The organism is Massilia sp. ZL223, from assembly GCF_018119395.1.
Taxonomy (GTDB): domain Bacteria; phylum Pseudomonadota; class Gammaproteobacteria; order Burkholderiales; family Burkholderiaceae_D; genus Telluria.
Window position 1 is genome coordinate 134528 of record NZ_JAGPWD010000003.1, and the last position, 14196, is coordinate 148723.

Below are 14196 nucleotides of genomic sequence, written 5' to 3' on the forward strand. Positions count from 1 at the left end.
GAAACTACTTCAGGTGCGGCAGCTTGCGGTAGATGGTGTTGCGCGAGACGCCGAGTGCGCGCGCCGTGGCCGACACGTTGCCGCCGTGCGCTTCCAGCGACTTGAGGATCACGGTCAGCTCCATTTCGCCGAGCTGGACGCCGTTCGCCACCATCTGCTCGGCGCTGGGCACCGCTGCAGCCTCCGGCTCCTCCGGCATGCTGTCGATGTCGTCGAGGAAGTCGTCCGGCATGTGTTCGATGCCGATCTCGGGCTCGTCGCCGGCCATGATGATGGCGGTGCGCAGCAGGTTGGTCAGCTGGCGGAAGTTGCCGGGCCATTTGTGGCGCCGGAACAGGCGCAGCACCTCGTCCGATACAGCGTACTGGCGGGTTTCGCATTCGGTCGCCAGGATCTTGCGCACCACGGTCTCGAGGTCGGTGCGGTCGCGCAGCGGCGGCAGCTTCACCACCAGGCCGTTGAGGCGGTAGTAGAGGTCTTCGCGGAACAGGCCCTGGGCGATGCGCTCGCGCAGGTTGTGGTTGGTGGCGCAGATCAGTTCCACATTGACCGGGATCGACTTGCTGCTGCCGAGCGGCGTGACCATGCGTTCCTGGAGCACGCGCAGCAGGTGGGCCTGCAGGCTGACCGGCATGTCGCCGATCTCGTCGAGGAAGAGGGTGCCGCCGTTCGCCTGCAGGATCTTGCCGGTCGCGCCCTTCTTGCGTGCCCCCGTGAAGGCGCCGTCCTCGTAGCCGAACAGCTCGGACTCGATCAGGGTTTCCGGAATCGACGCGCAGTTTACCGCCACGAACGGTCCCATGGAGCGCGGCGAGTCGTTGTGGATGGCCTGGGCCAGCAGTTCCTTGCCGGTGCCGGTCTCGCCCATGACCAAGATCGGGATGTCGCGCCCGAGCACCTTGTTGACCTTGTCGATCACTTTTTCCAGCTGCGGGTCGCCGGTGTTCAGGTAGCGCAGGCCGGAAAGGCGCCGCGACCTGGCCGGGGCCGGGGGAGCCGGCGCAGGGACCTGGGCATGCTCGTCCGGGCTGGTGAGGGCGTGCACCCCGCTGCCCAGGCGCAGTTCCGCGCGTGCGCGCACCCGCACACCGTTGTGCATGCACAGGTCGAGCAGGCCGGGCGCGGCGGTGCGGTAATGGTCGAACAGGGCGGACACGGGCAGGCCGAAGAGCGAGCTGAATGTGTGGGTTTGCAGGGCGGGGAGGGACAGGCCGAGCTGGAACAGGCCGTTGCGGTTGGCCGCCAGGAAGCGCCCGCCCGGGCTGAAGGCCGCCATGCCTTCCATCAGGGTGCCGAGGAATTCCGCGCGGGTATGGAAGCGCAGGATGATCGCATGCTCGAAGTTCGCCGCGAACAGCTGGTTTTCGATCATCAGCGCGGACATGCGCACCAGCGCCATGGTGTGCTTGTGGTAGCTGCGGCGGTCGGAACTCACGTCCAGCACGCCGATGACGGTGCCCTGGTGATCGGTGATCGGCGCGGCCGAGCAGGTGAGGAAGTGGTTGGCGGCCAGGAAGTGCTGGTCGGCGTGCACGAGCGAGGGCGCGCGCTCCGCGATGGCGGTGCCGATCGCGTTGGTGCCCATGCGTTCTTCCGACCAGCCCACGCCGGCCGAGAGCGCGACCCGGTTCGCCTTTTCGATGAAATCGGCGTCCCCCAGGGTGTGCAGGATCACGCCCTGGGCGTCGGTCAGCAGGATCATGTTGTGGGTGTTCATGATCTGCTGGTAGAGCGTTTCCATGGCCGGCACCGCGTGGGTGTGCAGCTGGGCGTTCTTCTCCAGCAGGAAGGACAGGTCGTTGCGCGCCAGCGGATTGAAATCGGGACGGGCGCCCGGACACAGGCCGTAGCCCGCCGAGCGCTGGTGCGAGATTTCGATGACGGCGGTCGCTTCTCCTTCGACGCTGCAGGTGGCCGCTGCCAGGCGGGAAGCCGATGACGCCGGCATTGGATCTCGATGCATCATTCCATGTCTCCTTTCGGCCCGGTGGGCGGGCTCTCGTGCTGGAATCGCTGTTCCATAATGTAACACCTGTACCAGGACGGAACATCTCCCCTATGCGGAATTCGTGGGACAAGCCTGATTCAGATGGTCTGGTGGAAAGCTATGCAAATGCGATGCCACGTTCGGGGTGGGGATTGCATTGAGGGAAACTCGATTTCTACAAATGTATATATAATGAGCGGCTTGCGACCTTGACGCTCCACCATGCCTCCCGATCCTTCCCAGCACGACGTCCGCACTGCCTTCCGGCGCGAAATCATCTCTCCGCATCTTTGGGCCACCCGCGCCGTGGTCGTCAGCACGGCGGCGCTGGCCGGGCTCGTCGTGGTGGGCTTCACCTGGCTGGCCGAGGCGGCGTTCGCAGTGTTCCGGGGCCTGGAAGGGCAGGCCTGGTGGCTGCCGATCGCATGGACGCCCTTGTGCTGCGCGGCGGTGGTCTGGGCGACCCGGCGCTATGCGCGCGGCGCGGCCGGGTCCGGCATTCCGCAAGTGATGGCGGCGCTCGATCCCGCGCTGTCGGGAGGCCGCCGGCCGCTGCTCGTCTCCTTGCGGCTCAGCATGGCGAAGATCGGCCTGACCTCCGCAGGACTGCTGGGCGGCCTGTCGCTCGGCCGCGAGGGGCCGTCGGTGCAGATCGCCGCCGGGGTGATGCTGGGCGCGCGCCGCTGGCTGCCGAAGGGCAGCGGCGTCAGCGCCCACTCGCTGCTCGTTGCCGGGGGCGCGGCGGGGATCGCGGCCGCCTTCAACACGCCGCTGGCAGGGGTGATGTTCGCCATCGAGGAGCTGTCGCGCTCGCCCGAACAACGGAACAGCGGCCTGATCGTCGCCGGCATCGTGCTGGCCGGCCTGATCGCCGTGTCGGTCCATGGCAACGGCACCCATTTCGGCGTCATCCACCCCGGGCCGATCGGGCTCGCGCTGCTGTGGCCCGGCCTGCTCGCGGCCCTGGCCAGCGGCTGCGCCGGCGGCCTGTTCGCGCGCCTGCTGCTGACCTGCCTGCGCGGCCAGTCGCCCGATGCGCCCAGCCGCTGGCGCGCGCGCCATCCGGTGTGGTTCGCGGCCGGCTGCGGGCTGTTGGTAGCGCTGATCGGCGCGCTCAGCGGCGGCGCGACCTACGGCAGCGGCAACGAGGCGACCCGCAGCCTGCTCGAGAACGAGGCCAGCCTGCCGGGCGCATTCACCTTCTTCAAATTCGTCGCGACCTGGCTCACCGCATGGTCGGGCGTGCCGGCGGGGATCTTCGCGCCTTCGCTCTCGATCGGCGCCGCCCTCGGCCACGACATCGCGCTGCTGACCGGCTATACCCACGGCGCCGCCCTGATCGCGCTGGGCATGGTCGGCTTCCTGGCGGCCGCCACCCAGGCGCCGTTGACCGCCTTCATCATCGTCATGGAAATGGTCGACGGCCACAGCATGGTGCTGAGCCTGATGGCCTGCGCGGTCGTGGCCAGCACCGTGTCGCGCGTGCTGAGCCCGCCGCTGTACGGGGCGCTGGCCGCGATCCAGTTGCCGCCGAGGCCGCTGCGCTGAATGAGTGCGAATTGCATTTTTGGACATTACATTTGTCCAAATAATGTTTACTTGATATAATTCAACGAGCTCGCCGGAGCAGGGAGTCCTCCTTCCGGCGCAGCCGCAACACCTCGCTTGTTTCCATTCCTGGCAATCGGACGGCGCCGCATGGCGTCCGATTGTGTTCGCCTTGTGGCGGCTTCGCCGCCACTCCCACCAGGTCGGCGCAGCAGCGCCGAGCGCATCGCTCTGAAAGGACGAAGACGATGACCAATTCCGTACCACCGCAATGGGCGCCTCGCCCGCATCCGCATCACTTTGTACTCGCCACCGATCTCGACGGCACACTGCTGGCCGGCAGCGTCCTTGCACGCCGCCAGGTGCGCGAGCTGTTCGCCGCCAGGGAATCGGGCGCCACGCTCGTGTTCGTCACAGGGCGCGGGCTCGAATCGATCCTGCCGCTGCTGAGCGACCCGACGATTCCCACGCCCGACTACATCATCGCCGACGTCGGCGCCACCATCGTCGACGGCGCGCTGCGCCCGGTCGGCGACCTGCAGGACGAGATCGCCGCGCGCTGGCCCGGCTCGCAAGCCGTGTTGCGCGCCCTGGCCGGCTTCCCCGGCCTGGTGCGCCAGAGCGTGCCGCAGGAACGGCGCTGCTCCTTCGTGGCGCGCGCGGAGGATGTGACGCCGGCCCTGCGCGCGGCGGTCGGGGAGCTCGATTGCGACCTCCTGATGTCGGCGGGCCGCTACCTCGACGTGCTGCCGCGCGGCGTCGGCAAGGGCCCGGCACTGCTGCGCCTGGCCCAGGCGGCCGGCTTCGATCCCGCCACGGTGGTGGTCGCGGGCGACACGCTGAACGACTTGTCGATGTACGAGACCGGCCTGCGCGGCATCGTGGTCGGCGGCGCCGAGCCGGCGCTGGTGGAACAGGTGCGCAAATGGCCGCTGGTGCACGTGGCCGCCGGCGAAGGCTGCGACGGCATCCTGGAAGGGCTCGCGCGCCACGGCGCGATCGCGCCGGCCGTAGCGCCCGCCGCGCTCCCGGCCCCGCGCGGCGGGGCGGAACTGGTGATGGTCTACCACCGCCAGCCTTTCGACGAAGTGCTCGAGGACGGCGTCGTCCGGCGCCGCCGGCCGCGCAGCCCGAACGGCATCATCCCGACCCTGCTGCGCTTCTTCGCCGGCGAGCGCGCGGGATCCTGGGTGGCGTGGTCGCAGCAGGCCAGCCGCGATCCGGAAGGCTTCGCCACCCACGTGCAGGTCGATCCCGAGCGCTATCCGCTGCTGCAGGCCGCGCGGGTGGCGCTGACGGCCGAGGACATCGACATCTTCTACAAGAAGTTTTCGAAGGAAGCCTTCTGGCCGATCATCTTTTCCTTCCCCGACAAGGCCGAGTTCCGGCAGGCGCACTGGGAACGCTTCCTGGAAGTGAACCGCCTGTTCGCCGAGCAGGCGGCGCGCGAGGCGGCGGAAGGGGCGCTGGTCTGGGTGCACGACTACAACCTGTGGATGGTGCCGGCCTTCCTGCGCCCGCTGCGGCCCGACCTGCGGATCGCCTTCTTCCACCACACCGCCTTCCCCTCGAGCGACGTGTTCAACATCCTGCCCTGGCGCCGCGAGATCGTCGGCAGCCTGCTGCAGTGCGACTACGTGGGCTTCCATATCCCGCGCTACGTCGAGAACTTCGTCGACGCGGTGCGCAGCTATGCGCCCGTGGACGCCCGCGGCAAGGTGGCGTGCGCGCCGCGCTTTCTCACCTATGGATGCGCGCTCGGCGTCGATACCATGACTACCGCGATCGAGGCGGGTGGACGCCGGGTCGGCCTGGGCGCGCATCCGGTCGGCACCGACGTCGCCATGATCGAGCGTGTCGTGGCCGGCGCGCCGCTGCGCGAGCAGGCCGCGGCCATCGAAGCCTACCTGGGCGGTGCGACCGGCATCGTGTCGATCGAACGCCTCGACTATGTCAAGGGCACGCTCGAGAAACTGCAAGCCTTCGAGCGCCTGCTGGAACGCCATCCCGAGCACATTGGCAAGGTCACCTTGCTGAACGTGATCACGCCGGCCGCGCCGGGCATGGAAATCTACGAGAGCCTGCGCGTGGAAGTGGACCGGGCGGTGGGGCGGATCAACGGCCGCTTCTCGACCCTGGACTGGGTGCCGGTGCGCTACTTCTACCGCTCGCTGCCGTTCGAGGAAGTGCTGGCCCACTACGTGGCCTGCGACATCGCCTGGATCACGCCGCTGCGCGACGGCCTGAACCTGGTCGCCAAGGAATTCGTCGCCGCCAAGAAGGCCAGCGCGCGTTCCGGTGTGCTGATCCTGTCGGAGTTCGCCGGCGCGGCGGTCGAACTGCACGGAGCCCTGCTGACCAATCCCTACGACGCCAACGCCATGACGGCCTCGCTGCACCAGGCCCTGAGCATGGGCGAGGACGAGCGCGCCTACCGCACCGCGCGCATGGCCATGATCGCGGAAGAGCACGACGTGGCGCGCTGGGGCAGGGACTTCATCGCCGCCGCCGGCGGCGATGCAGCGGAACTGCAAGCCGCCCCCGAACCACTGGCCGCCTGAGAGGAGCACGCCATGGACTACCTGATACTCGGCAACGACCTGCTCGCCTGGGCGATTGCCCTCGGCATCGCCGCGGCGGTCTACCTGCTGCTGCACATCGCCAAGCGCCTGATCGTGCGGCGCCTGCGCGCATTCACGCGGGCGACCTCCACCTACCTGGACGACCTCGCGGTCGGCGTGCTGTCGGCCACCCATCCGCTGTTCCTGCTGGCGCTGGGCTTGTATGCTGGATCGCACTGGCTGGACCTGCCCGAAAAAACTACGACACTCCTCAGCCGCCTGGCCATCGCGGCGCTGCTGCTGCAAGTGGCGCGCTGGGGCGACGTCGGCGTGCACGGCTGGCTTCAGCACTACCGGACCCGGCGCAGCGCGCAGGATGCGGCCAGCACCACCTCCACCGCGGCGCTTGGCTTCGTGGCCCGCACCGCGGTCTGGGTGATCATCGTCCTGATGATCCTCGATAACTTCGGGGTCAACATCACGACCCTGGTCGCCAGCCTGGGCATCGGCGGCATCGCGGTCGCGCTGGCCCTGCAGAACGTGCTGGGCGACCTGTTCTCCTCGCTGTCGATCGTGCTCGACAAGCCCTTCGTGGTGGGCGATTTCATCGCGGTGGACGACATCTCCGGCACGGTCGAATACGTGGGCCTGAAGACCACCCGCATCCGCGGGCTGGGCGGGGAGCAGGTGGTGTTCTCGAACAGCGACCTGCTCGGCAGCAGGATCCGCAACTTCAAGCGCATGGAGACCCGGCGCATCGTGTTCGCCATCGGCGTCACCTACGAGATCGGCAGGCAGCAGCTGCGCGCCATTCCCGCCATCCTGCGCGAGGTCGTGGAAGCGCAGCCGCAGGTCAGGTTCGACCGGGCGCACTTCAAGTCCTACGGCGCTTCCTCGATCGATTTCGAGACCGTGTACATCGTGCAGACGGCGGACTACGGCGCCTATATGGACATCCAGCAGGCGATCAACCTCGCGCTGTTCGACCGTTTCGCAGAGGAAGGCATCGACTTCGCCTATCCGACCCAGACCGTGTACCTGGCGCGGGCCGGGACCAGGCCCGAGGCGGGGGCGTAGGGAAGGGCTGTCGGCAGGCGGATACAAAGCTTGCCGCTCTGGCAGCATCGCGGCAAGAAACATTTGTACAAACGGAGATTCCCGGCGAAAATCTCGGCTTTCCATCAGGGAACACCGCGACATGAACCTGCCCGAGACGACATCCCGCACGGCCTCCCTGCGCGAGGCCATCGCCCACCGCTTCAGCCTGCTCGACGACAAGGCCGACGACGACGAGATCGACCGCAGCCTGCGCGCTGGCGTGGAGCTGCGCGGCGCCACGCCCTGGATCCTGATGTTCGCGATCGTGATCGCTTCGGTCGGCCTGAACACCAACTCGAACGCGGTGATCATCGGCGCGATGCTGGTCTCGCCCCTGATGGGACCGATCGTCGGGCTCGGCTACGGCGTCGGCATTCACGATTTCGCCCTGGTGCGCCGTTCCTTGGTGAACCTGGGGATCGCGGCCGGCATCAGCCTGCTGACCTCGACCTTGTACTTCATGCTGACGCCGCTGGACGAGGCCCAGTCCGAGCTGCTGGCGCGCACCACGCCTTCCCTGTGGGACGTCTTGATCGCGCTGGCCGGCGGCCTGGCGGGCATCATCGGCCAGACCCGCCGCGAAAAATCGAACGTGATCCCCGGCGTGGCCATCGCGACCGCGCTGATGCCGCCGCTGTGCACGGCCGGCTACGGCCTCGCCAATGGCGACTGGTCGGTGTTCGGCGGCGCCTTCTATCTGTTCTCGATCAACTGCGTGTTCATCGCCTTCGCCGCGGTGGTGGTCATCGAGTTCCTGCGCCTGCCGCACCGCAAGTTCCTCGACCCGCGCAGGGAGCGCCACGTCAAGCGCGCGCTGCTCGCCATCGTGCTGCTTACCGGCCTGCCCAGTATCTACCTGGCGGCCAGGCTGGTCGACAACGAAGTCTTCAAGAACCGCGCGCGCGAGTTCGTGCGCAGGGAATTCAGGGCGGCCCAGGTCCACGTGCTCGACACCAACGTGGTGCCCGGCACGCGCGACATCGAAGTCACCCTGATCGGCGCCCGCCTGCCGGCGGCCGCGATCAAGACGATCGAAGGACGCCTGGCGCCGGCCGGCCTGCAGGATGCGCGGCTGTCGGTCCACCAGGCCCAGGCCGAGACCGACAACAAGATCGACGTGCGCAGCCTGAAGGCGGACATCCTGGCCGACATCGTGCGCAACAACCAGCAGGCGCTGCAGGACAAGGATGCGCGCATCGCCGCGCTCCAGGCCCAGCTGAGCGGGCAGCAGGAATGGGTGGAGCAGGCTGGGGCGGTCACGCGTGAATTCGAGGCCCAGTATCCGCAGTGCGGCAACGTGCTGGTGGGCCGCGCGGTGGCGCCGGAGGCTGGGCAGGGCGCACTGGTCCCGATCCTGAGCGCCGACTGCCGGCGCCGGCCCGGCGCCGCCGATATCAAGCGCATCCACGACTGGCTGAAGGTCAGGACCGGCGACGCCGGAGCGAAGCTGGTGCTGTCGGCGACCCGCGGGAAGATCATGCGCCGGGAAGCCCTGGCGACTGGCCCGGCGCCGGCATCGAAAGGCTAGGCTTGCGGCGGAATTCGCCCGGCCCCACCCCCTGGCTGCGCTTGAAAACGCGGTGGAAGGCCGCTTCCGAGCGGTAGCCGGCCGCTTCGGCGACATCCGCGACGGGACGCTTGTCCCTTGCCAGCCAGAGCGCCGCCTGCGCCATGCGCAGCTGGGTGAGTACCGCGGCGGGGGTCTGGCCCGCCACCTGGCGGAAGGCGCGCGCGAAGGTGGCGCGCGACATGAAGCAGGCTTGCGCCAGATCCTCGACCAGCCAGCCATGGCCCGGCTGTTCCAGCATCTTGTGCAGCGCCGTTCCCAGGCGGCGATCGGCCAGCAGCGCCAGCAAGCCCGGGAGGGCCGCGTTCCCGTCCAGCCAGGCCCGCAGCAGCAGCGCGAACAGCGCCGCCGACAGCTGCGCGGTCACGATGCTCGAGCCGGGACGTGCTCCATCGGTCTCGCTGCGCAGCATCATCATCAGCGCATGCAGGCCGGCAAAGTCCGGCCGGCCGGCAGTGCGCACCACCATCACTGCGGGCAGGGCAGGCTGCAGCATGCGCCGGGCAGTGCCGTCGAAGATGAACTGTCCGCACAGGATCCCGGTCAGCGCACCGTCCCCGCTGTTCGCCTTCCAGCGCACGAGGTCGGGACCGGGCACCTCATGGATGGGCGTCGCTTCGGCGGCGGGCCCCGCGTGCAGCCGGTGCGCGCCACCATGCGGAAAGACCACGATGTCGCCGGCGCCGAGTTCGAGCCGCTCGCCGCCGGGCGCGTCGACCGCCGCATGGCCATCGACGATCAGGTGGTAGGGCGCCACCCCCGGCGCCGCCGGCGGGTCGTCCAGCACCCATGGCGCCGCCAGGCTGCAGCGGATGTCGAGCGTGGTCCTGAGGGTGCACAGCGAAAGCAGGCGGCTGAGGGTATCCATGGCTGGCTGAGACGAATGAGCAAATAAGTGCCCGTTTTGGGCATTCAAGATCCAAGCCTCGCAGACTACACTGATTTCCATGCCAGAACAATTCCTGGCATTTCACTGACCACATTGAAAGGAAAGACCATGTCCCGTCTGCATACCGTCAAGCCCGACCAGTCCACCGGCCGCGCCGCCGAACTGTTCGCCGCCATCAAGTCCTCGATCGGCGTGGTGCCGAACGCCTACGCCACGATCGGCTCGAACAGCCCGGCCGCGCTGGAAGCGGCCCTCGGCCTGGACCAGGCGCTGCGCAAGGGCAGCCTGTCGGCGAAGCAGATCGAAGTCGTCAAGCTCGCCGTCAGCGCGCTCGCCGAATGCGACTATTGCCTGGCCGCCCACTCCCTGATGGGCAAGCGCGCCGGCCTGAGCCTCGAGGCGATCAAGGCGATCCGCAGCGGCAGCCCGAGTGGCGATGCGGCCGTCGATGCCCTGGCGGACTTCGCGCGCCGGGTGGCTGGCAGCGCCGGCACCGTGCCGGCAGCGGTGCTCGAGGAGGTGAGGGCGGCGGGCTACAGCGATGCCCAGGTGGTCGACATCCTGCTGGCGGTGGCCGGGATCACCTTCACCAACCTGCTCAACCGGGTCAACGATACGGTCGTCGACTTCCCGGCGGTGAACTGAACAGCGCGTCCGGCGGCCGCGCGGCCGCCGGGTGCTGCGATCACTTTTCCTGGAACGCTTCGGTGCGCTTCTTCTTCACCGCCACCAGCGCCACCAGCGCCACCAGCACCACCAGCACCACCAGCACCACCAACACCACCAGCAGGGCGGTCGCGCACAGCAGGGCCAGCCGCCGGATGCTGGACCAGGCCTTCGAGCGCCACGGCCTGGCGCGGCCGCGGGTCCAGATCGAATCGAACGTGCTGAACATGGTGCTGCCGATCGTCGAGAAGACCCATCTGCTCGGCTTCGTGACGCGCTATAACCTGCGCTCGGGCCGGACCCGCCTGCGCGAAGTCGAGCTGCCCGAGACGACCATGAAGCGCAGGCTGGGGCTGACCTACCGGAAGGCAGGGTATATCTCGCCCGTCATGCAGCGGATCTCGGCCCTGGTGCGGGAGAAGGGTGCGTCCTTCCTGGACGGGCAGGGCTAGTCCATCACAGGGCCGGGGCCGGGGGCGCGACCGAGGCGCCCTGGATGCCGTGCCGCTGCAGCGCATCGGCCACGAATCCGCTCGCCTTCATGGCTTCGACGAACTGCGCCAGGAAGGCCGCCGCTTCATCCCCGCGGCTTTTCGGCGTACCCATCGCTTGCTGGATCACCATGAAGCGTCCGTCCAGCAGGCGCAGGCCGCCCAGGCGCTGGGCATCCGCTTCGAGCTGCTGTTTGACGCCAGCCGCAACTTCCGCTCCTTCTTGCAGGAAGGTATCGACCACCGCAGGCGAGCTCGGGGCATGCACGATGCGCGCATGCCGCAGGCTGCGCGTCAGGTACAGATCGTAGGCGCTGCCTTTGCCGACGACCACACGGTGGGCGGCATCGTCGACCTGTTCGTTGGCGCGGATCGGCGACTCCTGCTTCACCATGTAGCAGCCTTCGATCAGCACGTAGGGCGCGGTGAAGGCAATGTGCTCGCCGCGTACGGGATCGACGGCGAAGAAACCGATATCGGCGTTCTCCGCCACCACGACATCCACCGATTTGCCGGCGGTGTCCACGACCACCAGTTCCAGTTCCGTATCGAGCAGCCGGGCGAACTCGGTTGCCAGGTCGACCGATACGCCGCGGGCCTGGCCCGCCGCGTCACGGCAGGCGAGGATGGGGTTGCCCAGGTTGATCGCGGCGCGCAGCTTGCCGCTTGGAGTGAAGGCTGCTTGGATCGAAGGATTCAGGGTCATGGCATTGGTCGTGTGTCGAAGGTGGTCTCCAGTGTATCAGTATCAACTTTGAGAAAAATGCATCGCTGTTGACAGCAGTGTCCGCTCTTTTGGTAATCTGTCAGGTATAGCGCAAGACCGATGCCGCCATACCGGTGGGTCGATCAATGAATGCCGGTTATCTCTCCGGCATATCCAAGCTGTTCAGCTGCACCAGTAAACGAGCCTGGAGCGCATCTGCAACACCATGCCATGCACGAGCGATTCGAGGCGAATCGCAACCGAATTCCCCATCCACACATCAGAAAACGCTATGAGCACAGAATCCAGTCTTAACGAAGTCGCAGATACCCAGCTCCGCGCCGACGCCCTCGAATACCACCGCAGCCCCGTGCGCGGGAAGATCGAAGTGGTCGCCACCAAACCCTTGTCGAACCAGCGCGACCTGTCGCTCGCCTATTCGCCGGGCGTGGCCTACGCCTGCGAAGAAATCGCCGCCGACCCGAACACCGCCGCCGACTACACCTCGCGCGGCAACCTGGTGGCCGTGATCAGCAACGGCACGGCCGTGCTGGGCCTGGGCAATATCGGCCCGCTGGCCTCCAAGCCGGTCATGGAAGGCAAGGGCTGCCTGTTCAAGAAGTTCGCCGGGGTCGACGTGTTCGACCTGGAACTGGCGGAGAACGATCCGGACAAGCTGGTCGAGGCCATCGCCATGCTGGAGCCGACCGTGGGCGGCATCAACCTGGAAGACATCAAGGCGCCCGAATGCTTCTACATCGAGAAGCAGCTGCGCGAGCGCATGAACATCCCCGTCTTCCACGACGACCAGCACGGCACCGCGATCATCTCCACGGCCGCGCTGCTCAACGCGCTGAAAGTGGTCGGCAAGGACATCGGCCAGATCAAGCTGGCCGCTTCCGGCGCCGGCGCGGCGGCGATCGCCTGCCTGGACATGATGGTGCTGCTGGGCGTGAAGCGCGAAAACATCTATGTCACCGATTCGCGCGGCGTGATCCATGTCGGCCGTGAAGCCAACATGGAAGCCAACAAGGCGCGCTACGCGCAGGACACCCAGGCCCGTACCCTGGCCGACATCGTCGATGGCGCCGACGTCTTCCTGGGCTGCTCGACGGCGGGCGTGCTGACCGGCGAGATGGTCAAGACCATGGCCGCGCAGCCGGTGATCCTGGCGCTGGCCAACCCGGAACCGGAAATCCGTCCGGAGGTCGCGAAAGCGGCGCGTCCCGACTGCATCGTCGCCACCGGCCGTTCGGACTACCCGAACCAGGTCAACAACGTGCTGTGCTTCCCCTACATCTTCCGCGGCGCCCTCGATTGCGGCGCGACCCGCATCACCGACGAGATGAAGCTGGCCTGCGTGACCGCCATCGCCGAGATGGCCGAAGCGGAAGCCAGCGACGTGGTGGCCTCGGCCTACGAAGGCCAGGACCTGAGCTTCGGTCCCGACTACATCATCCCCAAGCCTTTCGATCCGCGCCTGCTGGCGGCGATCGCGCCGCGCGTGGCCGAAGCGGCCGCCGCGTCGGGCGTGGCGGCCCGTCCGATCGAGGACATGGCGGCCTACCGCGACAAGCTGGCCCAGATGATCTACCACACCGGCTTCTTCATGAAACCGGTGTTCAACAAGGCCCGCGCCACCTTGCGCAAGATCGCCTACGCGGAAAGCGCCGACGTGCGCGTGCTGCGCGCGGTCCAGACCGTGGTCGACGAAGGCCTCGCCAAGCCGGTGCTGATCGGCCAGGCGGACAAGGTCGAGCGCGCGATCAAGGAAGCCGGCCTGCGCCTCAAGCGCGATGCCGACTACACGCTGGTCGACGCCGAGGGCGACACGACCCTGCAGGGCACGCGCCTGCTGAAGTCGGGCCAGGTCGATGGGCTGATCTGCGGCATGCGGGGCAGCTACGACAGCCACCTGGTGCACGTGCAGAACGAGATCGGCACCGCTCCGGGTGTGGGCGTGCTGGCGGCCATGAATGCGCTGGTGCTCGACAAGTACACGCTGTTCATCACCGACACCTATGTGAACGACCAGCCATCAAGCGCCGAACTGGCGGAGATCGCGCGCCTGGCGGCGGCCGAAGTGCGCCAGTTCGGCCTGGAGCCGAAACTGGCCCTGCTGTCGCATTCCTCGCTGGGTTCTTCCGAGCGCCCGTCGGCGCGCCGCATGCGCGAAGCGAGCGCGCTGCTGAAGGAAGCGGCGCCGGAACTGTCGGTGATCGGCGAAATCCACGGCGATGCCGCGCTGTCGGAAGACATCCGCTCGATCTACAAGATCGAGGATGGCTTCGCCGGCAGCGCCAACCTGCTGGTGATGCCCTCGGTCGATGCGGCCAACATCCTGTTCAACGTGCTCAAGGTCACGGCGGGCAAGGGCGTGACGGTGGGCCCGATCCTGCTCGGCGCCGCCAAGCCGGTGCACATCCTGAGCCCGAGCGCGACCGTGCGCCGGATCGTCAACATGACGGCGCTCGCGGCGGCCGACATCGGCAATGGAGAGCAGGCGGCGTAAGCAGTCCGCCTCCTCGCGCAGCAGATACGGGCCCGTTCAGGGCCCGTTTTTTTACTAAATCCTGCTAAACCTTGCCCGAAAAACGGAATTGTGTAGAACCGGGACGTCCTCCTCTGTATAAGTTCCGCAGCTCATCCTGGAGCACATGACCACTAGAAAAAAGGGAGCGGA

General features: G+C 67.6%; 11 protein-coding genes. 7 read left to right on the plus strand and 4 right to left on the minus strand.

Features of this window, described 5'->3' with window-relative positions; all coding sequences use genetic code 11:
• Positions 1-4 precede the first annotated feature (4 nt).
• Positions 5-1948: a sigma-54-dependent Fis family transcriptional regulator gene (locus KBW95_RS03450; protein ID WP_229429515.1), complete on the minus strand. Its 1944-nt coding sequence runs from the start codon at positions 1946-1948 to the stop codon at positions 5-7.
• Between the two features lie 261 nt (positions 1949-2209).
• Between KBW95_RS03450 and KBW95_RS03455 the strand changes: the two genes are divergently transcribed.
• The 4 genes from KBW95_RS03455 (at position 2210) to KBW95_RS03470 (ending at position 8722) form a co-directional block, all read left to right on the plus strand.
• The gene (locus KBW95_RS03455) at positions 2210-3535 is read left to right on the plus strand and encodes a chloride channel protein (RefSeq protein WP_211527485.1); all 1326 of its coding nucleotides are present in this window, start codon (positions 2210-2212) and stop codon (positions 3533-3535) included.
• A gap of 248 nt (positions 3536-3783) precedes the next feature.
• Positions 3784-6096 carry a glucosylglycerol-phosphate synthase gene (gene ggpS / locus KBW95_RS03460; RefSeq protein ID WP_211527486.1) on the plus strand — a complete coding sequence of 771 codons (2313 nt, stop codon included), beginning with the start codon at positions 3784-3786 and terminating at the stop codon, positions 6094-6096.
• 12 nt (positions 6097-6108) lie between these two features.
• Entirely contained in the window at positions 6109-7173 is a 1065-nt protein-coding gene (locus tag KBW95_RS03465) for a mechanosensitive ion channel family protein (RefSeq protein WP_211527487.1), read from the plus strand.
• A 121-nt stretch (positions 7174-7294) separates the two neighbouring features.
• Positions 7295-8722 carry a TIGR00341 family protein gene (locus tag KBW95_RS03470; protein WP_211527488.1) on the plus strand — a complete coding sequence of 476 codons (1428 nt, stop codon included), beginning with the start codon at positions 7295-7297 and terminating at the stop codon, positions 8720-8722.
• Here KBW95_RS03470 and KBW95_RS03475 read toward each other — a convergent pair.
• Positions 8670-9629, minus strand: a complete 960-nt coding sequence (locus KBW95_RS03475; protein WP_211527489.1) for an AraC family transcriptional regulator — start codon at positions 9627-9629, stop codon at positions 8670-8672. The two genes, KBW95_RS03470 and KBW95_RS03475, sit on opposite strands and share 53 nt — an antisense overlap.
• A 129-nt stretch (positions 9630-9758) precedes the next feature.
• Here KBW95_RS03475 and KBW95_RS03480 point away from each other — a divergent pair, with 129 nt between their 5' ends.
• Positions 9759-10295: a carboxymuconolactone decarboxylase family protein gene (locus KBW95_RS03480; protein ID WP_211527490.1), complete on the plus strand. Its 537-nt coding sequence runs from the start codon at positions 9759-9761 to the stop codon at positions 10293-10295.
• 40 nt (positions 10296-10335) lie between these two features.
• On the opposite strand, the gene KBW95_RS03485 is transcribed toward KBW95_RS03480, so the two are convergent.
• Positions 10336-10545 carry a hypothetical protein gene (locus KBW95_RS03485; protein ID WP_211527546.1) on the minus strand — a complete coding sequence of 70 codons (210 nt, stop codon included), beginning with the start codon at positions 10543-10545 and terminating at the stop codon, positions 10336-10338.
• Between KBW95_RS03485 and KBW95_RS03490 the strand changes: the two genes are divergently transcribed.
• Positions 10472-10768 (plus strand): LysR substrate-binding domain-containing protein, encoded by a 297-nt coding sequence (locus KBW95_RS03490; RefSeq protein ID WP_229429536.1) that lies wholly within the window; start codon positions 10472-10474, stop codon positions 10766-10768. The genes KBW95_RS03485 and KBW95_RS03490 overlap by 74 nt on opposite strands.
• Positions 10769-10772: 4 nt before the next feature.
• Here the strand turns inward: KBW95_RS03490 and KBW95_RS03495 are convergent, their stop codons facing one another.
• Entirely contained in the window at positions 10773-11513 is a 741-nt protein-coding gene (locus KBW95_RS03495; protein ID WP_211527491.1) for an ABC transporter substrate-binding protein, read from the minus strand.
• A 292-nt stretch (positions 11514-11805) separates the two neighbouring features.
• Here KBW95_RS03495 and KBW95_RS03500 point away from each other — a divergent pair, with 292 nt between their 5' ends.
• Positions 11806-14025, plus strand: a complete 2220-nt coding sequence (locus KBW95_RS03500; RefSeq protein ID WP_211527492.1) for an NADP-dependent malic enzyme — start codon at positions 11806-11808, stop codon at positions 14023-14025.
• Positions 14026-14196 lie beyond the last annotated feature (171 nt).